Genomic DNA, 21611 nt, shown 5'->3' on the forward strand with positions numbered 1-21611 from the left:
CTGGTAGAAGGGACCCATGCGTTCGCGTCGGGTCCTCGGTCTGTCCCTCGCTGCCCTGCTCCCGCTCGCGGCTCTCACCGCGTGCGGGGGCGACGACGACCCGGACCCCGACGTCACCGCGCTGACCAAGGCCTTCGCCACCGGTGACTTCACCGCGGTGTCCTTCGCCGGCGACGAGACCGCCGAAGGCGTCGAGACCGACTACGAGCGGATCACCAAGGGACTCGTGGACGGCCTGGGCGGTGAGAAGCCGAAGGTCACCGCGAGCGACCCGAGCGTGACGGGTACGACGGCGGAGTCGACGCTCAGCTGGACCTGGCCGGTCCCGGGCGACTCGTGGACCTACACCTCGCTGGTGGAGCTCACCAAGGCCGGCGACGACTGGAAGGTGAAGTGGTCGCCCACGGTGGTCTCACCACAGCTCAAGGACGCCAGGAGCCGCCTCGACACCGCCTCGATCGTGCCGGAGCGCGGCGACATCATCGGGACCAACGGGGTCAGGCTCGTCACCGACCGCCCGGTCGTGAGCTACGGCATCGACAAGACGCAGGTGCCTCCCGCGCGGGCGGTCCAGTCGGCCCGTGAGCTCGCCGCCCTGCTCGACATCGACCCGTCGTCGTACGCCAAGCAGGTCAAGGCCTCCGGGCCGAAGGCGTTCGTCGAGGCGATCACGTACCGCCGCGGCCAGGCGCCCGCCGCGGCGGCGGGGATCGGGCGGATCAAGGGCGCGGTCGCGATCCAGACCTCGCGCGCGCTGGGCATCACGAAGGAGTTCGCCGCCCCGATCCTCGGCACCGTCGGCGACGTGACGGCCGAGATGATCAAGGAGCACCCCGATCTCTACAAGGTCGGCGACACCGCGGGGCTGAGCGGCCTCGAGGCGAGGTACGACGAGCGGCTCCGCGGCGTCCCCGGCACCGAGATCGACCTCGTCGGCGCCGACGGGAAGGTCGCCAAGCAGCTCTTCCAGGCGCCGCCGCAGGACGGCAGGCCGCTGACCGTCACCCTCGACGACCGCCTGCAGAGCCTCGCCGAGAGCGTGCTGGCCGACGTGAGGCCCGCCAGCGCCCTGGTCGCGATCAGGCCCAGCACCGGCGCGATCCTGGCCGCCGCCAACGGGCCGGGCAACAACGGGGTCAACCTCGCCACCTACGGCCAGGCGCAGCCCGGGTCGACGTTCAAGACGATCGACTCGCTGGCGCTGCTGCGGAAGGGACTGACGCCGTCCACGACCGTCCAGTGCCCACCGACGATCACCGTCGACGGCAAGGAGTTCGGCAACGACACGTGGTACCCCTCCTCGGCGCTGGGGAGCGTGCCGCTCTCGCTGGCGATCGCGCAGTCGTGCAACACCGCGATGATCGGTCAGCACGACAGGCTCAGCCAGGCCGACCTGACCAGCGCCGCCGCCACGCTCGGCTTCGGCGTGGACCACGACACCGGCTTCTCGTCGTACTTCGGCCAGATCCCGGAGGCCTCCTCGGAGACCGAGCACGCGGCCGACCTGATCGGCCAGGGCAAGGTGCTCGCCTCGCCGATGGTGATGGCGACCGTCATGGCCTCGATCGAGGCCGGCCACACCGTCGTACCGAAGATGGTCGTCGGGCAGGGCGAGACCCAGGTCCCGGACGGGACCAAGCCGCTCACGAAGCAGGAGGCGCAGCAGATGCGCACGCTGTTCCGCGGCGTCGTCACCGAGGGCACCGGGCGCGGGCTGCTCGATGTGCCGGGGAAGCCGGTGATCGCGAAGACGGGTACGGCGGAGTTCGACCGCGACGGGAAGCGGCTCACCCACACCTGGATGATCGCGGCGCAGGGCGACCTCGCCGTCGCGGTCTACGTCGACGAAGGGCTCAACGGGTCGAGCACCGCCGGGCCGCTCGTCGAGCAGTTCCTGCGCGGAGCGTGACAGCAGACGGACGTGGGCCCGGCTGCGGCCGGACCCACGTCCGTGGTTGGGCTCCCGCGCACTGAAGGGGGGGTCCAGCGGCGGGAGCGGGCGCCCGCCGCATGGGGTCGGCTGGCGCCCGGTCGAGGCGGAGTGCTCCCTCCCGGCGTCGACGAGGTCAGTTGACCACGTCGGCGACCTCCCTGTCGATCATTTCGCCCCGCGTGGTTGGCTAGGCGGCATGAGCGGTCTGGACTTGGTCGCCCCGGAGCAGCGGGGCCTCTTCATCGGTGGGACCTGGCGCGAGGCGGAGGGCGGCGCGCAGTTCGACGTCCTCGACCCGGCCGATGCCACGGTCATCACGGCGGTCGCCGACGCGAGCGTCAACGACGCGGTCGACGCCCTCGACGCGGCGGTCGCGGCCCAGCACGACTGGGCGCGTACGCCGCCACGCCAGCGCGGCGAGATCCTCCGCGGCGCGTTCGAGCTGATCAACGAGCGCGCCGACGACTTCGCGGAGCTGATGAGCCTCGAGATGGGCAAGCCCGTCGCCGAGGCGAGGGGCGAGGTCACCTACGGCAACGAGTTCTTCCGGTGGTTCTCCGAGGAGGCCGCGCGCATCCACGGCCGGTGGATGAACAACCCGATGGGCGGCAGCCGGCTGCTGACGATCCGCAAGCCGGTCGGGCCGTGCTTCTTCGTGACGCCGTGGAACTTCCCGCTCGCCATGGGCACGCGCAAGATCGGCCCGGCGATCGCGGCCGGCTGCACGATGGTGGTCAAGCCGGCGGAGCTGACCCCGCTCACCATGCTCGCGCTCACGGCCGTCCTCACCGAGGCGGGGCTGCCGGCCGGCGTACTCAACGTCGTGCCGACCACCCGCGCCGGCGAGATGTCGAAGGCCCTGATGGCCGACGACCGGCTCCGCAAGGTCTCCTTCACCGGCTCCACGCCGGTCGGCCGCCTGCTCGTGAAGCAGTCCGCCGACCAGCTGCAGCGGGTCAGCATGGAGCTCGGCGGCAACGCGCCGTTCATCGTCTTCGACGACGCCGACCTCGACGCGGCGGTCGAGGGCGCGATGATCGCCAAGATGCGCAACATGGGCGAGGCCTGCACAGCCGCCAACCGCTTCCTCGTCCACGAGTCGGTGGCGGACGAGTTCGGCGCCAAGCTCGCCGACCGGATGAGCGGGCTCAAGGTCGGACGCGGCCAGGAGGCCGGGATCGACGTCGGCCCGCTCATCGAGGAGAAGGCGGTCGAGACGGTCGGCCAGCTCGTGACCGACGCCGTCCAGGACGGCGCGAAGCTCCTCGCCGGCGGCAGCGCGCCCGACGGGCCGGGCTTCTTCTACAGCCCGACCGTCCTGCTGGGCGTCCACCCCGAGTCGCGGATCAACACCGAGGAGATCTTCGGCCCGGTGGCGCCGATCACCACCTTCGCCAGCGAGGAGGAGGCGGTCGAGCGGGCCAACGCGACCGAGTACGGCCTCGCGTCCTACGTCTACACGAAGGACCTCAACCGGACCATCCGGATGGCGGAGTCGCTGGAGTACGGCATGGTCGGCGTCAACACCGGCCTGCTCTCCAACCCGGCGGCGCCCTTCGGCGGTGTGAAGGCCAGCGGCTTCGGCCGCGAGGGCGGCTTCGAGGGGATCGAGGAGTACCTCGAGACGACGTACGTCGGCATCTCGGCGGACTGAGCGTGGAGCTGTACGGCGAGGTCGCGGACGACTACCGCGACTTCGCCGAGTACGCCGACGGCGACTCCGCGACGTTCGCCGACTGGGCGCGCGGGGTCGCCGCCGACGACGAGGTGCGGGCGTGGATCGCGCAGCTGCCGCAGCTCAAGCAGCAGCCGAACCTCGTCTTCGCCGCCGCCCGCTGGCACGGGGTTCCCGCCCCGGGCCCGTACGCCGGGCTGCGCGACGCGCTGCTCTCCGACGACGGCACGATCCGGCGGACCATCCTGACCCGGGCGACCCAGACCAACGAGGTCGGCCGACTGGCGACGCTGGTGCCGGCGTTCGCGACCGTCGCGGGAGACGACTCCTCCCCCGGCTCCTCAGGACACCCGCTCGCGCTGATCGAGGTCGGGGCGTCGGCGGGACTCAACCTCTTCCCCGACCGCTGGGGCTATGCGTGGGTGACCCACGACGGACCGGTGACGCTCGGGCCCGAGGAGCCGAGGCTGACGTGCCGGGTCACCGGCCCCGCCCCGCTGCCCGACCGGCTGCCCGAGATCGCCTGGCGCGGCGGCGTCGACCTCAACCCGCTCGACGTGACCGACGACGACGCCATGGCCTGGCTGGCCACCCTGGTGTGGCCCGAGCACGACGACCGCCGGGCCCAGCTCGAGAAGGCGGTCGCACTCGCGCGCACCGACCCGCCGGCGCTCGTGCGCGGCGACCTGCTGGAGGAGCTGCCCGGCCTGATCGACCGGGCGGCGGCGTACGCGCCGGAGGTCGTCGTCTTCCACAGCGCCGTGATCGCCTACCTCGACGACCCCGGCCGGCGCCGGTTCGCCGCGATGATGGCCGACCTCGTCGACTCCGGCGCGTGCCACTGGGTGTCCAACGAGGGCCGCCGCGTGCTGCCCGGGGTCACGGGCGACCTCGACGTGCCGTCCGGCCGGTTCGTGCTCGGGGTCGACGGCCGGGCCGTCGCCCACACGCACGGCCACGGCCGCAGCCTCACCTGGCTCTGACGGCCCGGCCCGGCTCCGGCCCGGGACAGGCCAGCGACGGGTCAGGAGGCGCGGGTGCTGATCAGCCCGACGAGGTCGCCGCGCGAGGCGATCCCGAGCTTGCGGTAGACACGCGACAGGTGCCACTCGACGCCCTTGATGGTGACGAGCAGCCGATCCGCGATCTGCCGGTTGGTCAGGCCGCCCGCGGCGAGCCGCGCGACCCTCTGCTCGGCCGGGGTGAGCAGCGAGAGGGTCTCGTCCTCGAGGGAGCGGGGCTGCTCCCCGGCGTGCTCGAGCAGCCGGCTCACCCGGGTGTGGAGGGGCCACAGCCCCTCGGCGCCGGCGTACGTCTCGGCGAGGCGGAGCAGCGCCACGGCCTCGGTCCGGTCCCCGGCCAGCGAGAGCAGCATCAGCGCCGCGAGGTCGGTGTGGATCTGCGCCTGCAGCCGCCGGTCGCTGGTGGTGGCGGCGACGATCTGCGCCCGTCGGAGGACGTCGACCGGGCGGGTGTCGGCGCCGGTGATGGCGAGCGCCCGCAGGCCGACGGCGTGGGCGTGCGCGTCGTCGGTGACCGAGGTCAGGTCGACCTGCTCGCGCGCGAGGTCGGCCCCCTCGCGGCGCCGGCCGGTGCGGATCAGGGCGACGGCGGCGCCGGAGCGCCACGGCCGGAGCAGGTCGCTCCCGCCCGCCTCACCGGCGGCGAGGAAGTGGTGCAGCGCCGCGGCGTGGTCGCCCAGCGCCTCGGACAGCTGGCCGAGCCCCAGGTGGACGTTGGTCGCGACCTGGCAGCCCGCCTCCGCCCGCGGCGCGACCATCGCGGCGAGGAGGTCGCCGGCCGCCGACGCGCCGGCGAGGTCGCCGACCGCGAGCCGGGTCTCGACCTGCAGTGCGGCCGCGAGCGACTGCTCCTCCGCGCTGAGTGAGACCGTGCCGTCGGCGGTGCGCTGGGAGAGCCGCAGGAGGTCGGCGGCGGCGGAACGGATCGCGCCGGAGCGCACGGCGTTCCAGGCGTCTGAGAGTGGGCCGTCGGTCCCGAGCGCGACCACTGGAGCAGGACTGATCGGCATGGGACAAACGGTAGGAAATCGCGCCGCCTGCCGTGGCGGTTTTGGCGGAACTACCGCTGAACCACGTCGGGTGGACCAGTCAGGCGAAGGACCAGAGCAGCAGCTGCGTCGGCACCCCGGCCGTCACCGCGACCGGACCCCGCTCGTCGCTGATCTCGAAGGCGTCCCCGGCCACCAGCGGCTCGGCCAGCGAGTTGCGCAGCAGCGCCCCGGAGGCGACGAAGAGGTGTCGCAGCCGGCCCTCCGGAAGGACCACCTCCTGACCGGCGTCGAGCCGGGCGACGGAGAGTACGGCGGGGCCCTGCTCGACGTCGGCCACGCGCAGCGCCTCGACGAACGAGCCGTCGACCAGGGGGACCGGCGAGACGGCGTACGACGGCGGCCTGCTCTCCGCTCCCGGCGCCGCGGCCAGCCACACCTGCACGAACCGCGTCTGGGGCGCGCTCGCGATCTCGGAGTGCTCGACCCCGGAGCCGGCCGACAGCAGCCCTACGGAGCCGGGTCGGAGCACGGTCGCGGAGCCCGTCGAGTCGCGGTGCTCGAGCGCCCCGGAGAGCACCCAGGTGACGATCTCGAGCCGCTCGTGGTGGTGCGTGTCGAACCCCCTGCCCTCCCCCAGCAGGTGCTCGTCATGGCAGACCATGGGGCCGTAGCCCGTTCGGGTCGGGTCGTAGTGTCCTCCGAATGAGAACGAGTGCCAGGTCATGCGTCCGACCTCACGGTCGGCGAATCGGGTCGTTCCGCGACGGATCACCACAGTCACGGCCATGATTGTGCCCATGAATGACGCCGGGGCGATCCCCCAGTTCCCCCCGGGCTTCGTCTTCGGCACCGCCTCATCCGCCTACCTGATCGAGGGCGCGACCGCGGAGGACGGCCGCGGGGAGTGCATCTGGGACGTGTTCAGCCGACGCGAGGGCGCCATCAGCGACGGCAGCACGGCCGACGTGGCGGTGGACCACTACCACCGGGTCGCGGAGGACGTCGACCTGCTGCGGCGGCTCGGCGCTTCTGCGTACCGCTTCTCGGTGTCCTGGCCACGGGTCATGCCCGGCGGCCGCGGTGCGGTCAACGAGCGCGGACTCGACTTCTACGACCGGCTCGTGGACCGGCTCCTCGAGGCCGGGATCACGCCGACGGCCACGCTCTACTCCGGAGACCTCCCGCAGGCCCTCGAGGACGACGGGGGCTGGCTCAACCGCGCGACCGTCGAGGCCTTCGCGGAGTACGCCCGCGTGGTGGCCGCCAGGCTCGGCGACCGGGTCGAGGAGTGGGTGCCGGTGCAGGACCCGAACGTCGCCGCCTTCCTCGGCTACGGGGTCGGCGAGTGGGCGCCCGGACGGCGGCTCGGCTTCGCGGCGATACCCGCCGTGCACCACCTGCTCCTCGCGCACGGCCGCGGGGCGATCGCGCTCCGCGGGGCCGGCGCGACCACGATCGGCTGCGCGACCCACCACAGCCCCGTCTGGCCGATGTCGGAGGACCCCGCCGACGTGGGCGCCGCGAAGCTGGTGGACGCCGTGTGGAACGCCGTACCGCTCGAGGCGATGCTCCTCGGCCGCTACCCCGAGGACCTCTGCTCGCTCTTCGACGAGGTGGTCGCACCCGGTGACCTCGCGACGATCCGGCAGCCGCTCGACTTCTACGGGATCAACTTCTTCGCCCCCCAGCGGATCGGAGCGGCCGCGGAGGGCTCCGACATCCCGATGCAGGTCGTCCCGCTGCTCGGCCACCCGGCCACCGACGTCGGCTGGGCGGTGGTGCCGGCGGCGCTCCGTGAGTGGCTCATCGTCACCCGGGCGCGCTACCGCGCGGCCATGCCGCCGCTGGTCATCACCGAGTGCGGAGCGGCCTACGACCTCCCGCCGGGCGACGACGGCGTCGTCGACGACGAGCCCCGGATCGCCTACCTCGCGGCGCACATGGAGGCGGTCGCCGCGGCCATCCGGCGCGGCGTCGACATCCGAGGCTTCTACGCCTACACCCTGCTGGACGGCTGGGACTGGGACGATGGCTTCCAGGGCAAGTACGGCTTCGTCCACGTCGACCGCGCCACGCTGGCCCGGGTGCCGAAGCGGTCCTTCCAGTGGTACGCCGATGTGATCGCCGGTCAGGAGCAGCCGGCCTGAGCCCGGTGCCTAGTACGAGTGGGCCTGGTCGAACACCGCGCGCACCCGCGCGTCGTCGTACTCCTCGCCCAGCCAGTCGAACAGCCCGCGCAGGACGCCCGGGTCGGCGACGTACTCGTCGTAGTGGACCCGGAAGGCGTCCTCGCCGAGCCCGCGGGCGACCTCGAGGAGCTGCTCCTCGGCCGCCTTCAGCCGGCGCGCCTTGGCCTCGGTGTCGCCCTCGGCCCACCAGCCGCTGGCCAGCACGCCGTCGTGGTCACGGGTGTTGACGACGAAGCGGGCGCCGGGGAAGACCTGCTGCAACCAGGCGACGTAGGCCGGCAGGTCGGCAGCCGCCCAGCGGATCTCCTTGAACCCGGTGACGCGCGTGTCGGGCCGCGGCCGCATCACCACCGTGGTCGCGACCCTGCGCAGCTCCTCGAGGGACCGGTCGGCGTCGAAGTCGCCGATCCCGAACCACGGCCGGGTCGGGCGCTTGGTCTGGGGGCCGTGCCGTGCCCGCCGGTCGACCATCGTCGTGTGGAAGCGGAACAGGTGGCGCAGCGCGTCGCCGTTCTCCCCGCGCAGCAGGTAGCCGGGGATGGAGTTCAGGACGCCGTTGACGAGCGTCGAGCCGGACCGGCCGTAGGTGACCACGAAGAGGTAGCCGAGGTCGTCCCGGCCGCGCTGACGGGCCCGCAGCTGCGCGATCCGGCGGTCCTTGCGGGCGACGAGCCCGCGCAGCCGGTCCACCTCGCGGCGCAGGTCCTCGATCTGCGCCGACGTACGACGAGCGAGCCCTGCTCTCACGCGAGGTGATTCTCCCCGAGGGCGACGGCGAGGGGAAGCGGCTCAGACGAGCGCAAGACGCTCGCCGGTGGCCTTGATCGCCTCGGGATCGCCGGGGGTGGGGACCCAGGGCAGGGTGAGGTCGTCGCGCCCGGCGTAGCGCGGGATGACATGGAGGTGGAAGTGGAACACCGTCTGCCACGCCGCCTCGCCGCAGCTGTTGATGAGGTTGACGCCGTCGGCGTCGAGCGTCTCGACGACGTGCCTCGCGAGCCGCTGCCCGGTCGCCGCGACGGCGGCGAGGTCCTCGGCGGGGATCTCCAGGAGGTTCTTCGTGTGGGCCTTCGGCACCACCAGCAGATGGCCCTCCGACGCGGGCGCGAGGTCCATGAACGCGTAGGTCCGCTCGTCCTCGAAGACCCTCGTGCTCGGGATCGCGCCTGCCACGATCCCGCAGAAGACGCAGTCGCTCTGGCTCATGGTGCGAGGGTAGCGGGCCGGGCCGGGGTCGCCGAGAGCGCTGCCGCGACCCGGGTGCCCTGCTCGATGGCGCGCTTCGCGTCCAGCTCCGCGGCCACGTCCGCGCCGCCGATGAGGTGCCACCCGTCGCGCTCCCCGCCGGCTGAGGGACCGGTCCACAGGTCGCGGACCGACTCCTGACCGGTGCAGAGGACGATCGTGTCGACCTCCAGCACCCGCTGCTCGCCGTCGACGGCGTAGTGCAGCGCGACGCCGCCGGGTGCGTCGTCGATGCGGTCGTACGCCGCCCCGCGCACCTGCGTCACGCCCTCCTGCCGCAGCCTGGCGCGGTGGGCCCAACCGGAGGTCTTGCCGAGTCCGAGACCGATCGGGCTGGTCCTGCGCTGCAGGAGCGTGACCCTGCGGGCCGGCTCCCGCGGCGTCGGCTCGGTGAGGCCGCCGCGATGCACGGCGGGGTCGCCGACGCCCCAGTGGGCGCGCCACTCCTCGAGCGTCTCGGGCCGGTGGGTGAGGAAGGACGAGACGTCGACGCCGATCCCGCCCGCGCCGATCACGGCCACTCGGTCGCCCGGCTCGACCCGGCCGGACAGCACGTCGGCGTACGTCGCGACGGCGGGGTGGTCGACGCCGGCGAGGTCGGGGATGCGGGGTCGCACGCCGGTGGCGAGTACGACGTGGTCGAAGCCCTCCAGGTCGGCCGGTGTCGCCCCGGTCTTGAGCCGCGTGTCGACGCGGAGCACCTCGAGCCGGCGCCCGAAGTAGCGCAGCGTCTCGGCGAAGTCCTCCTTGCCCGGGACGGCCATCGCCAGCCGGAACTGCCCGCCGATCTCCTCGTCCCTCTCGAAGAGCGTGACGGCGAAGCCGCGCTCCGCGGCCGAGGTCGCGGCGGCGAGGCCCGCCGGTCCGGCGCCCACGACCGCGACCCTCGGCCGGTGGACACGGGAGATCGGCTCCAGGACGAGGGTGGTCTCACGCGCCGCCCGCGGGTTGACCAGGCAGGATGCCTTGCGGTTCTCGAAGGCGTGGTCGAGGCAGGCCTGGTTGCAGGCGATGCAGGTGTTGATCTCGTCGGCGCGGCCGGCGGCGGCCTTCTCGACGAAGGAGGGGTCGGCGAGCAGCGGGCGAGCCATCGAGACCAGGTCGGCGGTGCCGTCGGCGATCACCGACTCGGCCAGCTCGGGGGTGTTGATCCGGTTCGACGCGCAGACCGGGACGCTCACCTCGGCCCGCAGGCGCGCGGTCAGGTCGAGCCACGCGCCCCGCGGGACCTGGGTGATGATCGTCGGTACCCGGGCCTCGTGCCAGCCGATCCCGGTGTTGAGGACGGACACGCCGGCGGCCTCCAGCGCGTAGGCGAGGTCGACGGTCTCCTCCCAGGTCTGGCCGCCCTCGACGAGGTCGATCAGGGAGAGCCGGAACATGATCGGGAACTCCGGACCGACCAGGTCGCGGGCCCTTCGCACGATCTCGGTGGGGAAGCGCATCCGGTTGACCGCGCTGCCGCCCCAGCGGTCGGTGCGGTCGTTGGTCCGCTCGGCCAGGAACTGGTTGATCAGGTAGCCCTCCGAGCCCATGATCTCGACGGCGTCGTACCCCGCCTTCCGCGCCAGCCGGACGCTCCGCGCGAAGTCGGACGCCGTGTCGTCGACGCCCCTGCTGGACAGCGCCGACGGCTTGAACGGGTTGATCGGCGCCTTGGTCGCCGACGCCGACACGGAGAACGGCGTGTAGCCGTAGCGGCCGGCGTGGAGCACCTGCAGCGCGATGGCGCCGTCGTGCTCGTGGACCGCGTCGGTCACCCGGACGTGGCGCGCGGCGTGGAGCCGGTTGGACATCTCCGAGGCGAACGGCTTGAGCCAGCCGCGCTTGTTGGGGGAGTAGCCGCCGGTCACGATCAGCCCGACGCCGCCCTTCGCACGCTCGGCGACGTACGCCGCCAGCTTCGGCAGGTCCCACACGCGGTCCTCGAGGCCGGTGTGCATCGACCCCATTACGACGCGGTTGCGCAGGGTGAAGCCGCCGACGGTGAGCGGGCTGAGCAGGTGGTCGTACGCCATGGGCAGGCAGGTTACCCGCCGGTAGCGGCCGACGGGCGCCCGGCGGCCATACGATGCGGCCATGCCACCGCGCCGCCTCGCCCTCGTCGCCGTCCCGCTCCTTGCGCTCGCCGTGCTCAGCGGCTGCTCCGAGAAGACCGACTCCGGCGGCGCCTCCGGGGGAGGTTCGGCCTCCTCGCCGGCGTCGTGCGCGCCCGCGGACCTGCCACTGAAGAAGTCGGGCACGCTGACCATCGCGACCGACTCACCGGCGTACGAGCCGTGGTTCTCGGGCAACGACCCGAGCAACGGCAAGGGCTTCGAGTCGGCGGTGGCGTACGCCGTGGCGAAGCAGCTCGGCTTCTCCGCCGACCAGGTCACCTGGGTGAAGCAGTCGTTCAACACCTCGTACACGCCCGGGCCGAAGAGCTTCGACTTCGACATCAACCAGATCTCGGTGACGCCGGAGCGCGAGCGCGCGGTCGACTTCTCCGAGGGCTACTACACCGCCGCGCAGGCGGTGGTCACGCTGAAGAAGAACGCCGCGAAGGCCGCCACCCTGGCCGATCTCAAAGGACTCAAGCTCGGCGCACAGACGGCGACGACCTCGCTCACCGCGGTCCGCGAGGACGTCCAGCCCGACCAGCAGCCGCTGGTCTTCTCGACCACCAACGACGCCAAGCAGTCGCTGCTCAACGGCCAGGTCGACGCGATCGTCACCGACCTGCCGACGGCGTTCTACATCACCTCCGCGGAGATCCCGGGCAGCACGATCACGGGGCAGTTCGCCAGCAGCGGGTCACCCGAGGAGTTCGGGCTGCTCATGCAGAAGGGCAGCGGACTCAAGGGATGCGTCGACCAGGCGATCGACGCGCTGAAGAGCGACGGCACGCTGGCCGCCCTGGAGAAGAAGTGGCTCTCCGACGTCGTCGACGTCCCCGTCCTGAAGTGAGCGCGTGACCGGCCTCGAGGAGTGGGCGCCGAGCGCCCGCCAGCGGGAGCGGGAGGCGGTCGCCCGCGGCCTGCGCGTACGTCGCGGCGTGCTCGCCTCCGCCGTCACCGTCGTCGTGCTCGCCCTGGTGGTGGCCGGGATCCTGAGCTCGCCGGGGTGGGACCGGGTCAGGGAGTACTTCTTCTCCTGGCCGGACGCCCGTGACTCGTTCTCCTCGATCGGCACCGGCTTCTGGATCAACCTGCGGATCTTCCTCGTCGCCGAGCCGTGCGTGCTCGTGCTCGGTGCGCTCGTCGCGGTCACCCGGCAGACGGTCACCCCCTGGCTCGCGCCGCTGCGGCTCGTCGCCGTCGTCTACACCGACCTGCTGCGCGGCGTCCCGACCATCCTCGTGGTCGTGCTCTGCGGGATCGGGCTGCCGGCGCTCAACCTCACCGGCATCACCACCTCGCTGTTCTGGCTCACCACCCTTGCCCTGGTGCTGTCGTACGGCGCGTACGTCTCGGAGGTGATCCGCGCCGGCATCCTGTCGGTCCACCCGACCCAGCGGGCCTCGGCGGAGGCGCTGGCGCTCTCCCGGTCGCAGACCATGCGGTACGTCGTCCTGCCGCAGGCGGTCCGGCGCGTCGTACCCCCGCTCATGAACGACCTCGTCTCCCTCCAGAAGGACACCGCGCTCATCTCCGCCGTCGGCGTCTTCGAGGCGCTGCGAGCCGCGCAGGACTACCAGGGCTACCACTTCAACGGCACGCCGCTGGTCGTCGCGGCGGCGTACTTCCTCGTCGTCGCCGTGCCCCTCACCCGGCTCACCGACTGGCTGATGATCCGCGCGATCAGGCGGGAGCAGGGGAGATGACCCTCCTGGAGGTGACCGGCCTGCGGAAGGCGTACGGCGGCCGCGTGGTGCTGCGCGACCTGTCGCTGACCGTCGACCAGCACGACGTCGTCTGCCTCATCGGCTCGTCCGGGTCGGGCAAGTCGACCCTGCTGCGCTGCCTCGACCTGCTGGAGACGATCGACGACGGCGTGATCGTCTTCGACGGCCGGGAGATCTCCGACCCGCTCGTCGACCCGCGGGAGGTACGCCGCGAGATCGGGATGGTCTTCCAGGCCTACAACCTCTTCCCGCACCTGACCGTGCTCGACAACTGCACGCTGGCGCTGGTCAAGGTGCACGGGCTGGCGCGCGAGGAGGCTCGGGAGCGGGCGCTCGGCCTGCTCGCCCGGTTCGGGCTCGACGACAAGGCGGGCGCCCATCCCGACGCGCTCTCCGGCGGCCAGCAGCAGCGGGTGGCGCTGGTGCGGGCGATGTGCCTGCGGCCCCGGCTGCTCCTCCTCGACGAGATCACCGCCGCCCTCGACCCCGAGCTCGTCGGTGAGGTCCTCGACATCGTCCGGGCCGAGGCGGAGGCGGGGACGACGATGGTCATCGCGACCCACGAGATGGCCTTCGCGCGCGAGGTGGCGACCCGGGTGTGCTTCCTCGACGAGGGCCGGATCCTCGAGCAGGGCGCCCCCGCCGACCTCTTCAACGACCCGCAGCAGGAGCGCACGAGGCGGTTCCTCGCCCGGGTCCTCCCGTGACGGGCCGGGGACGTTTGCGTGACGTTTCGGTGACACCCCCCGCGGCTACCGCGTAGCGGCCGCAGCGGGGGCTGTGGCGCTCGTCATCAGCGCTGTTCGCGGGCGGTTTCCACTCCCTAGACTCGCGGCACCGACCAAGGCACGACTCGGCGTGAGGTGGTGGGATGGCGCTTTTCGACGCGTGGGAGGCACCGCGGCGAATCATGAGCCGCTGGGGGCGCTCCGCCCCGACCGCCGTACGCATGCCGCGGCAGCGGTTCGCCTACGGTCGCACGCTGACGATCGGCAGGTCTCCGGAGAACGACCTGGTCGTCTCCGACCATCGCGCCGACCACCACCACGCCCGGTTCGTGTCGCTGCCCGACGGGCGCTACCGGCTGCGGGATCTCGGCTCCGACCACGGCACGTACGTCAACGGCGTCCAGATCCCCGGGCGCACCGCCGTCGAGCTCCGCCACGAGGACCGGATCGCCATCGGCCGCACCACGTTCCGGATCAGCGGCAACACCCTCGAGCCCTGCACCGAGACCGCCGACATCGCCCTGTGGGCGCGGCGCCTCACCGTCACGGCGGGCGGACGGACGATCCTGCGCGACGTCTCCTTCCGCGCCCCCGAGCGCTCCCTGATCGCCGTGATCGGCCCCTCGGGGTCCGGCAAGACGACGCTGCTCAAGGCGGTGACCGGCTACCGCCCCGCCGACGAGGGGGAGGTGCTGTACGCCGAGCGCGACCTCTACCGGGAGTACGCCGAGCTGCGCGACCGGATCGGGCTCGTGCCGCAGGACGACATCCTCCACGCCGAGCTCACCGTCCGGAAGGCGCTCGGCTACGCCGCCGAGCTGCGCTTCCCGCACGACACCGCCGTCGACGTCCGCCAGGAGCGGATCGACGAGGTGCTCCGCGAGCTCCGGCTCCACGCCCACCAGGACAAGCGGATCAGCTCCCTGTCCGGCGGCCAGCGCAAGCGCACGTCGGTGGCCCTCGAGCTCCTCACCAAGCCGTCGCTGCTGCTCCTCGACGAGCCCACGTCCGGGCTCGACCCCGGCATGGACCGCGACGTCATGCAGCTGCTGCGCGGCCTCGCCGACGGCGGCCGGACGGTGCTGGTCGTCACCCACTCGGTCGCCGAGCTCGCGCTGTGCGACCAGGTGCTCGTCATGGCGCCCGGCGGCACGCTGGCGTACGCCGGGCCGCCGCACGAGGCCCTGCCGTACTTCGGCCACTCCTCCTGGGCCGACGTCTTCGCCGACTTCGAGAACGACGCCGACGCCGACTGGCGGGAGCGCTGGTTGGGGTCGGCGCCCTTCGAGCGGTACGCCGCCGACGCGGAGTCCGAGCCGGCCGCCCGGACGTCGGCCCGGGTGCGCCCCACAGCCCTGCCGCCGCGGACGCAGCCGTGGGGCACCCAGTTCTCCACCCTCGTACGCCGCTACCTCGCCGTCATCCGCGCCGATCCCGGCTTCATGGCGCTGCTGGTCGTGCTGCCCGTGGTGCTCGGGCTCTCGACGGTGACGATCAAGCCGTCCAAGGACCTGACATCGCTCGGGTACGACGCCACCGGAATGCTCATCCCCAACATCGTCACCTCGACGGTGCTGATGGTGATCGCCGTCGGCATCTGCTTCACCGGCGCCGCCAACGCCGTTCGCGAGCTGATCAAGGAGCGGGTGATCTACGAGCGAGAGCGGGCCGTCGGGCTCTCCCGCTCGGCGTACGTGTGGTCCAAGGTCGTCGTCCTCGGCGCGATCACCGCGCTGCAGGCCGTGGCGATGACCGCGATCGCGACCTCCATCCACGGCGTACCCGGGCGCGGACTGGTGCTCGGCCCCTTCGTGAGGCTGGAGCTCGCCGTACCGATGATCCTGCTCGGCGTCACCGCGATGCTGGTCGGGCTCGCGATCTCGGCGCTGGTGCGCACGTCGGAGCGGACGATGCCGCTGCTCGTGATGTTCGCGGTGCTGCAGATCAGCTTCGGCGGCTGTCTCTACTCCCTGCTCGGCTCACCCGGGAACTGGTTCTCCTGGGTCATGCCCGCCCGCTGGGGAGTCGCCGCGATGGGCGACACGCTCGACCTCAACGAGCAGTTCCGCGACCGCGACTTCCCGCACCGCATCGACTGGCTCTGGCAGCACGCCCCGGACCACTGGGCGTTCGCCGTCGGCGCGCTGCTGCTCCTCAGCACCCTCCTGCTCGTCGCCGTCTTCCGGCTGCTGCGGCGTCACGAGCCGGAGGTCATGCGCCGCTGAGTGCACGGGCGCGCCCGCGTGCAGCGGTGCCTGAGCAACCGAAATGTGATGCCGCCTGGTTGCTGAGACACCGGGGCATGCACAACCAACCCGGCAGCGGTGGCTGAGCAACCGCCGCGACCGTGCGAGGGGTTCTTAGGACACCGCTGCTCGGGACTTCGGACCGCGGGACGCGACCCGTTTGCGCTCCGCTCCGGCGCGAACGCGATCCTTCCGTGGCCCGACGGCCACTGAGCACTGCCTGAACAGAAGCTTCCACCGCTCGCCGAACTCGGGCGGTGGGCCGTCGTAGCCGGCCCTCAGCAGCTCGCGGTAGACCTCGCCGACCAGCGTCCGGGCGTGGTCGAGCTTCTCCTTGGTCGCCTGGACGTAGCGGATCCCATGTGCTCGATAGATCGCATATCGGTCGATGTCGTAGACGTACTGGTCGCGGCTCTCCTGATGCTGCGACCCTTCGTATTCGACGACCGTCTTCCACCGCTTGTAGACGAGGTCGCCAACGACGACGACATCGTCGCCGATGGGCAGCGTCACGTTGGACTCCGGAACCGGAAGCCCGGCGAACTCGAGCACGCTCCGAGTCTCGCTCTCCTTGAGTGACCGTGACCGCGGATCGAGATGGTCCAGCACCCAGACGGCCTCGTGCGCCCCGGCCCGCCACAGACCACTGAGTGCGACGTCGCGGATCTCGGAGATGGTCGTGTGCCTGTTGCGAAGCAGCCAGTCACCGACCTTGATCGCATCGACGACCCTGGCCGTCGCGCAGTAGGCGATGAACGCTGCCGCCACGCTGACGCATCGACCGTCTGTCGGTGGCAGCTCCTCGGTGCGGTGCAGGAAGATCTCATCGAACTTCAGATGGTGATCGCGCTCGACGACGAACCGCATGGGGCGCTTCGGCCCGAAGTCACAGCCGAGCTGCTGGATGAGGGTGATGCCGGTGAGGTAGGCGTCGTCGGGCAGTGCCAGGGTTGCCGCTCGGACCCAGTCGGCCTCGGTCATCGCATGGTCAGCGCACCGCCAGACTCCGGGGAAGATCCGCACGAAGCGCTTGCCCTGCAGCATGCGCGACGACACGCCGGCGCTCTTCGCGGCCTGTCGGGTGAAGGGCCCGCTTCGGAGCTCGTCGGGAATCGGCTTCATGCTCCAACGGTGGGCGCGTACGCCGCGCCGAGGCAGCCACGCCGACGAGGCTGTGGAAGGGGCGCACGCGAACCTTGCCTGTGGGTGGCCTCTGGCCAGGGCTCCAAGAGCCGAACGGCGGTGGAGCAGCAACCGAGTCCGTCGATCGTTCGGTTGCTGATCCACCGCCACCGCGGGTGCGGGCCGGGCTCAGACGGCGGGCAGCGCGGGCACCTCGGTGCCGGAGACGGACTGGACGACGCGGACGACCTGGGTGGAGTAGCCGAACTCGTTGTCGTACCAGAGGTAGAGGATCGCGTTGTCGCCGTTGACGATGGCGGCGTTGCCGTCGACGGTCACGGCGGAGCGGGAGCCGACGAAGTCGGTGGAGACGGCGTCCTTGGCCGTGGTGAAGTCGATCGCCCGCTTGAGCGGGCCACGGAGCGAGACCTCGCGCAGGTGGGCGAGCACCTCCTCCTTCGTGGTCTCCCGCGCCAGCCGCAGGTTGAGCACGGCGATGGAGACGTCAGGCGTGGGGACGCGGATCGCGTTGCCGGAGATGTGGGCCTCGAGGCCCGGCAGCGCCTTCTTGATCGCGGCCGCGGCACCGGTCTCGGTGATGACCATGTTGAGGGTCGCGGCCCGGCCGCGACGGTCGGCCTTGTGGTAGTTGTCGGCGAGGTTCTGGTCGTTGGTGAACGAGTGGACCGTCTCGACGTGGCCGGAGACGATCCCGAACTCGTCCTGCATCGCCTTGATCGGCGGGACGATCGCGTTCGTCGTGCACGAGGCGCAGGACAGGATCCGCTCCTCGGGATCGACGGAGCCCTGGTTGACGCCGTGGACGATGTTCGGCACGTCGCCCTTGCCGGGCGCGGTGAGGACGACCTTGGCGATGCCCGGGCGCAGGTGCTGGGAGAGGCCGGCCCGGTCCCGCCACTTGCCGGTGTTGTCGATCAGGATGGCGTCGTCGATGCCGTACAGCCGATAGTCGACCTCGTCGGGGGAGTTGGCGTAGATGAACTTGATCTCGTTGCCGTTGGCGATGATCGAGCTGTTCTGCTCGTCGACCACGATGGATCCCTGGAAGGCGCCGTGGATCGAGTCGCGGCGCAGCAGGGAGGCGCGCTTGGTGACGTCGTTGTCCCCGCCCTTGCGTACGACGACGGCCCGGAGCCGCAGGCCGGAGTTGGCCTCCGCCTTCTCGATGAGCAGCCGGGCGACGAGCCGGCCGATGCGGCCGAACCCGTAGAGCACCACGTCGCGCGGGCCGGACGGCTCCGGCTTGTTGTCCCCGAGGACGGGGGCGAGCTGCTCGGCGACGTACGCCTCGAGGGGGAGGCCGCGGGTGTCGGCACGGTGGCCGACGAGGAGCATGCCGATGTCGACCCGGCTCGGGCCGGGGTCGGCGGCGACGACCGCCCGGAGGACCGGCAGGGTATCGGCGACCGAGAGCTCCTCGCCCTCGACCTGGCGAGCGGCCCGGTGTGCCTTGAGGATCGAGACGACCGACTTGTTGACGAGGGTCTTGGAGTGGACCGTGATCGTGACCCCCTTGTCGCGGTGGAGGCGGCCGATGAGCGGGATCATCTCCTCCGCGTCCCTCTCGCGGGCCTGCCAGCGGGTGAACGGGTCGCTCTGCGTCACGATTCTTTAGTCCTTCTAATATCTCGACGTCGATCTGATGCTAGGTTTCCCGACCTCCGACGGCCACCTTGAACGTTCCAACGCCCCGTCCGACGTGGCCCGCGTCACGGACCGCGGGCCGTACGCGCTGAGCCGGGTGCCATGATCGGGCACATGGTCATGCTGGGAGTCGGGACCGGGCCGCTGCGCGGGGTGAAGGTGGTCGAGCTGGCCGGGATCGGACCCGGCCCGCACGCCTGCACGATCCTCGCCGACCTCGGCGCCGACGTGATCAGGATCGACCGCCCCGGCGGCCAGCTGCTCGGCGGCGGCGCCCATGACCTGCTCACCCGCGGCCGCCCATCGGTCGCGCTCGACCTCAAGCAGCCGGCGGCGGTCGAGACCGTGCTCCGGCTGGTCGGGTCCGCCGACCTCCTGGTCGAGGGGATGCGCCCGGGCGTCGCCGAGCGGCTCGGAGTCGGTCCCGAGGTCTGCCTGGAGCGCAACCCGCGGCTGGTCTACGGCCGGATGACCGGCTGGGGCCAGGACGGACCGCTCGCCCACGCCGCCGGCCACGACCTGACCTACATCGCCACCACCGGCGTCCTCCACGGCCTCGGCCAGGACCCGGCGCGTCCCCACTTCCCGGTCAACCTGGCCGGTGACTTCGGCGGCGGCTCCACCTACCTCGTCATCGGCCTGCTCGCCGCCCTCCTCGAGGCGCGGGCGAGCGGCACCGGCCAGGTCGTCGACGCCAGCATCGTCGACGGCACCAGCCACCTCGCCACGATGCTCTTCGGCATGGCCGCGGGCGGGCTCTTCTCCGAGCGCCGCGCCACCAACCTGCTGGACGGGGGCGCGCCGTACTACGACCTGTACGAGACCGAGGACGGCCGCCACGTCGCCGTCGGCGCGCTCGAGCCGCAGTTCTTCGCGGCGCTGGTGAGGCTGCTCGGGGTCGAGGACCGCTGCCCGGCCCAGCACGAGATCGAGCGGTACGACGAGATGCGTGCCCTCTTCGCGAAGGCCATCGCCACCCGGACGATGGCCGAGTGGGCCGAGCTCGCCGAGGGCACCGACGCCTGTCTCGCGCCGGTGCTCACGCCGACCGAGGCGAAGGCGCACCCCCACCTCGCCGCCCGCGGGACGCTGGTCGAGCGCGACGGCGTCACCCAGCCCGCGCCGGCGCCCCGGTTCAGCCGCACCGAGCCCGGCCTGACCACCCCGCCCGCCGCGAAGCCGGGCGCCGACACCCGGGAGGCGCTGCTGGCCTGGGGCATCGACGACGTCGACGTGCTCCTCGACGGCGGGGCGGCGGTGCAGGCCTGATGCAAGTTCCCGAGACACGGTTCCCAGGAACCTTACCCGTCGGTAGTTTGGGCCCATGACGACCACCGACCACGTCGACGTCCTCATCGTCGGAGCCGGACTGTCCGGGATCGGCGCGGCCGCGCAGCTGCGCCGGGACCTCCCGGACAAGCGCGTCGCGGTGCTGGAGTCGCGCGCTGCCAGCGGCGGCACCTGGGACCTGTTCCGCTACCCGGGGATCCGCTCGGACTCCGACATGTTCACCTTCGGCTACAAGTGGCACCCCTGGCCGAGCGACCGGTCGCTCGCCGACGGCCACATGATCCTCGACTACCTCCGCACGGTGTCGAAGGAGTACGCCGTCGACGAGCTGATCCGCTACGGCCACACCGTGACGGCGGCGAGCTGGGACAGCGCGGCCAAGCGGTGGACGGTCACGGCCGACACGGCCGACGGCCCCCGCACCTTCACCGCCGCCTTCCTGTGGAACTGCGCCGGCTACTACGACTACGACCGGGGCCACCAGCCGGAGTTCCCCGGCCTCGGCGACTACGAGGGCACCTTCGTCCACCCCCAGCACTGGCCGGAGGACCTCGACTACGCAGGCAAGAAGGTCGTCGTCATCGGCTCGGGCGCGACGGCCGTGACGCTCGTGCCGGCGATGGCCGACGAGGTGGAGCACATCACGATGCTGCAGCGCTCGCCGACCTACATCCTGGCCCGCCCGGGCCGCGACCCGCTGGCCCGCGGACTCTCCGGCGCGCTCGGCCGGCTGCCGGGCCTCGGGCCGCTCAAGCGCCTCCGGGAGAGGGCCGGCTTCGAGGCGGTCCGCTGGGCCAACATCCTGATGCTGATCGGCTCCTACCAGCTCTCCCGCAAGCGACCCGCCGCCATCAAGAAGATGGTCCGCGAGGGTGCGATCAAGCAGCTCACCGCGCGCGACGGCGGGCCGGGCCTGACGCCCGAGGAGGCCGAGCGCTACGTCGAGCAGCACTTCACGCCGGCGTACGACCCCTGGGACCAGCGGCTCTGCGTCGTCCCCGACGGCGACCTCTTCCAGGCGATCCGGGAGGGGAAGGCGAGCGTCGTCACCGACCGGATCAAGACGTTCACCGCCAAGGGGATCGAGCTCGAGTCCGGCGAGACCCTCGAGGCCGACATCGTCGTCTCCGCCACCGGCCTGTCGGTCAGGCTCTTCGGCGGCATCGACCTCACCGTCGACGGCACTCCGGTCGCCGTCAACGAGACGATGTCCTACAAGGCCCTGATGCTGTCCGGCGTCCCGAACTTCGCCTACACGATCGGCTACACCAACGCCTCGTGGACGCTCAAGGCCGACCTGGTCAGCGACTTCGTCTGCCGCCTGCTGAGGCTGATGGACGAGAAGGGGTACGCCGAGGTGGTGGTCGAGCGCGACCCGACCGTCGCGGAGCGACCGTTCATGGACCTCACCTCCGGCTACATCCAGCGGGCGCTCGACCGGATGCCCAAGCAGGGCGATCGCCCGCCGTGGCGGCTGAGGCAGAACTACCTCGTCGACCTGCGCGTCATGAGCGGGGAGATCGACGACGGCACGCTGACCTTCAGCTGACCCGGCCGACGCCGAGGGCGGCTCGCCGAATCGTCGCGGGGCCACCGGAGCCGGTAGGGTGAGGGGCACGGTCCGCCCAGTCTTGCCTCGGGCCGTGACTTTCGCGGGCCTCGGCCTGCTGAGGCCGGA

The 21611-nt window shown here is 71.9% G+C and carries 17 protein-coding genes; 10 read left to right on the forward strand and 7 right to left on the reverse strand.

What is annotated here, in order from left to right:
• The first annotated feature begins 16 nt into the window (after positions 1–16).
• From ABLE53_RS18620 to ABLE53_RS18630, 3 genes are all read left to right on the forward strand, one after another.
• Positions 17–1909, forward strand: a complete 1893-nt coding sequence (locus ABLE53_RS18620) for a penicillin-binding transpeptidase domain-containing protein (protein ID WP_348860630.1) — start codon at positions 17–19, stop codon at positions 1907–1909.
• A 220-nt stretch (positions 1910–2129) separates the two neighbouring features.
• A complete protein-coding gene (locus tag ABLE53_RS18625) occupies positions 2130–3587 on the forward strand; it encodes an NAD-dependent succinate-semialdehyde dehydrogenase (RefSeq protein WP_348860631.1) in 1458 nt (485 codons plus the stop codon).
• 2 nt (positions 3588–3589) lie between these two features.
• The gene (locus ABLE53_RS18630) at positions 3590–4591 is read left to right on the forward strand and encodes a DUF2332 domain-containing protein (RefSeq protein ID WP_348860632.1); all 1002 of its coding nucleotides are present in this window, start codon (positions 3590–3592) and stop codon (positions 4589–4591) included.
• A 41-nt stretch (positions 4592–4632) separates the two neighbouring features.
• Here the strand turns inward: ABLE53_RS18630 and ABLE53_RS18635 are convergent, their stop codons facing one another.
• On the reverse strand, positions 4633–5640 hold the full coding sequence (locus tag ABLE53_RS18635) for a helix-turn-helix transcriptional regulator (protein WP_348860633.1): 1008 nt from the start codon (positions 5638–5640) through the stop codon (positions 4633–4635).
• Between the two features lie 79 nt (positions 5641–5719).
• Complete coding sequence (locus tag ABLE53_RS18640) at positions 5720–6346, reverse strand: pirin family protein (protein WP_348860634.1); 627 nt, start codon at positions 6344–6346, stop codon at positions 5720–5722.
• Positions 6347–6419: 73 nt separating this feature from the next.
• On the opposite strand from ABLE53_RS18640, the gene ABLE53_RS18645 reads away from it, so the two are divergent.
• The gene (locus ABLE53_RS18645; protein ID WP_348860635.1) at positions 6420–7769 is read left to right on the forward strand and encodes a GH1 family beta-glucosidase; all 1350 of its coding nucleotides are present in this window, start codon (positions 6420–6422) and stop codon (positions 7767–7769) included.
• 9 nt (positions 7770–7778) lie between these two features.
• Here the strand turns inward: ABLE53_RS18645 and ABLE53_RS18650 are convergent, their stop codons facing one another.
• The 3 genes from ABLE53_RS18650 to ABLE53_RS18660 are packed head-to-tail and all read right to left on the reverse strand — an operon-like array spanning position 7779 to position 11074.
• The gene (locus ABLE53_RS18650; RefSeq protein ID WP_348860636.1) at positions 7779–8558 is read right to left on the reverse strand and encodes a sulfotransferase; all 780 of its coding nucleotides are present in this window, start codon (positions 8556–8558) and stop codon (positions 7779–7781) included.
• A 42-nt stretch (positions 8559–8600) separates the two neighbouring features.
• Positions 8601–9017 (reverse strand): HIT family protein, encoded by a 417-nt coding sequence (locus ABLE53_RS18655; RefSeq protein ID WP_348860637.1) that lies wholly within the window; start codon positions 9015–9017, stop codon positions 8601–8603.
• Positions 9014–11074, reverse strand: a complete 2061-nt coding sequence (locus tag ABLE53_RS18660) for an FAD-dependent oxidoreductase (protein WP_348860638.1) — start codon at positions 11072–11074, stop codon at positions 9014–9016. Before ABLE53_RS18660 ends, ABLE53_RS18655 begins: the two co-directional genes overlap by 4 nt.
• Before the next feature lie 61 nt (positions 11075–11135).
• On the opposite strand from ABLE53_RS18660, the gene ABLE53_RS18665 reads away from it, so the two are divergent.
• The 4 genes from ABLE53_RS18665 (at position 11136) to ABLE53_RS18680 (ending at position 15835) form a co-directional block, all read left to right on the forward strand.
• Positions 11136–12005 carry an ABC transporter substrate-binding protein gene (locus ABLE53_RS18665; protein WP_348860639.1) on the forward strand — a complete coding sequence of 290 codons (870 nt, stop codon included), beginning with the start codon at positions 11136–11138 and terminating at the stop codon, positions 12003–12005.
• 4 nt (positions 12006–12009) lie between these two features.
• Positions 12010–12861 carry an amino acid ABC transporter permease gene (locus ABLE53_RS18670; RefSeq protein WP_348860640.1) on the forward strand — a complete coding sequence of 284 codons (852 nt, stop codon included), beginning with the start codon at positions 12010–12012 and terminating at the stop codon, positions 12859–12861.
• Positions 12858–13589, forward strand: a complete 732-nt coding sequence (locus ABLE53_RS18675) for an amino acid ABC transporter ATP-binding protein (protein ID WP_348860641.1) — start codon at positions 12858–12860, stop codon at positions 13587–13589. The genes ABLE53_RS18670 and ABLE53_RS18675 overlap by 4 nt, the downstream gene beginning before the upstream one ends.
• Positions 13590–13753: 164 nt before the next feature.
• Positions 13754–15835 carry an ATP-binding cassette domain-containing protein gene (locus ABLE53_RS18680; RefSeq protein ID WP_348860642.1) on the forward strand — a complete coding sequence of 694 codons (2082 nt, stop codon included), beginning with the start codon at positions 13754–13756 and terminating at the stop codon, positions 15833–15835.
• 135 nt (positions 15836–15970) lie between these two features.
• Here ABLE53_RS18680 and ABLE53_RS18685 read toward each other — a convergent pair whose 3' ends face one another.
• Both ABLE53_RS18685 and ABLE53_RS18690 read right to left on the reverse strand, forming a co-directional pair.
• Positions 15971–16978 (reverse strand): hypothetical protein, encoded by a 1008-nt coding sequence (locus tag ABLE53_RS18685; RefSeq protein ID WP_348860643.1) that lies wholly within the window; start codon positions 16976–16978, stop codon positions 15971–15973.
• 189 nt (positions 16979–17167) lie between these two features.
• Positions 17168–18604, reverse strand: coding sequence for a glyceraldehyde-3-phosphate dehydrogenase (locus ABLE53_RS18690; protein ID WP_348860644.1), 1437 nt, complete (start codon positions 18602–18604; stop codon positions 17168–17170).
• A gap of 153 nt (positions 18605–18757) precedes the next feature.
• Here ABLE53_RS18690 and ABLE53_RS18695 point away from each other — a divergent pair, with 153 nt between their 5' ends.
• Both ABLE53_RS18695 and ABLE53_RS18700 read left to right on the forward strand, forming a co-directional pair.
• Positions 18758–19912 (forward strand): CaiB/BaiF CoA transferase family protein, encoded by a 1155-nt coding sequence (locus ABLE53_RS18695; RefSeq protein WP_348860645.1) that lies wholly within the window; start codon positions 18758–18760, stop codon positions 19910–19912.
• Positions 19913–19967: 55 nt separating this feature from the next.
• Positions 19968–21482, forward strand: coding sequence for a flavin-containing monooxygenase (locus ABLE53_RS18700; protein WP_348860646.1), 1515 nt, complete (start codon positions 19968–19970; stop codon positions 21480–21482).
• Positions 21483–21611 lie beyond the last annotated feature (129 nt).

Source organism: Nocardioides asiaticus, assembly GCF_040049175.1.
In the GTDB taxonomy this organism is placed as follows: domain Bacteria; phylum Actinomycetota; class Actinomycetes; order Propionibacteriales; family Nocardioidaceae; genus Nocardioides; species Nocardioides cheoyonin.

Coding starts and splice junctions, on each gene's coding strand:
- ABLE53_RS18680 (WP_348860642.1), top strand. CDS start 13,754: ATGGCGCTTTTCGACGCGTGGGAGGCACCGCGGCGAATCATGAGCCGC.
- ABLE53_RS18640 (WP_348860634.1), bottom strand. CDS start 6,346: ATGACCTGGCACTCGTTCTCATTCGGAGGACACTACGACCCGACCCGA.
- ABLE53_RS18635 (WP_348860633.1), bottom strand. CDS start 5,640: ATGCCGATCAGTCCTGCTCCAGTGGTCGCGCTCGGGACCGACGGCCCA.
- ABLE53_RS18665 (WP_348860639.1), top strand. CDS start 11,136: ATGCCACCGCGCCGCCTCGCCCTCGTCGCCGTCCCGCTCCTTGCGCTC.
- ABLE53_RS18700 (WP_348860646.1), top strand. CDS start 19,968: ATGACGACCACCGACCACGTCGACGTCCTCATCGTCGGAGCCGGACTG.
- ABLE53_RS18675 (WP_348860641.1), top strand. CDS start 12,858: ATGACCCTCCTGGAGGTGACCGGCCTGCGGAAGGCGTACGGCGGCCGC.
- ABLE53_RS18660 (WP_348860638.1), bottom strand. CDS start 11,074: ATGGCGTACGACCACCTGCTCAGCCCGCTCACCGTCGGCGGCTTCACC.
- ABLE53_RS18655 (WP_348860637.1), bottom strand. CDS start 9,017: ATGAGCCAGAGCGACTGCGTCTTCTGCGGGATCGTGGCAGGCGCGATC.
- ABLE53_RS18625 (WP_348860631.1), top strand. CDS start 2,130: ATGAGCGGTCTGGACTTGGTCGCCCCGGAGCAGCGGGGCCTCTTCATC.
- ABLE53_RS18685 (WP_348860643.1), bottom strand. CDS start 16,978: ATGAAGCCGATTCCCGACGAGCTCCGAAGCGGGCCCTTCACCCGACAG.
- ABLE53_RS18620 (WP_348860630.1), top strand. CDS start 17: ATGCGTTCGCGTCGGGTCCTCGGTCTGTCCCTCGCTGCCCTGCTCCCG.
- ABLE53_RS18695 (WP_348860645.1), top strand. CDS start 18,758: ATGGTCATGCTGGGAGTCGGGACCGGGCCGCTGCGCGGGGTGAAGGTG.
- ABLE53_RS18645 (WP_348860635.1), top strand. CDS start 6,420: ATGAATGACGCCGGGGCGATCCCCCAGTTCCCCCCGGGCTTCGTCTTC.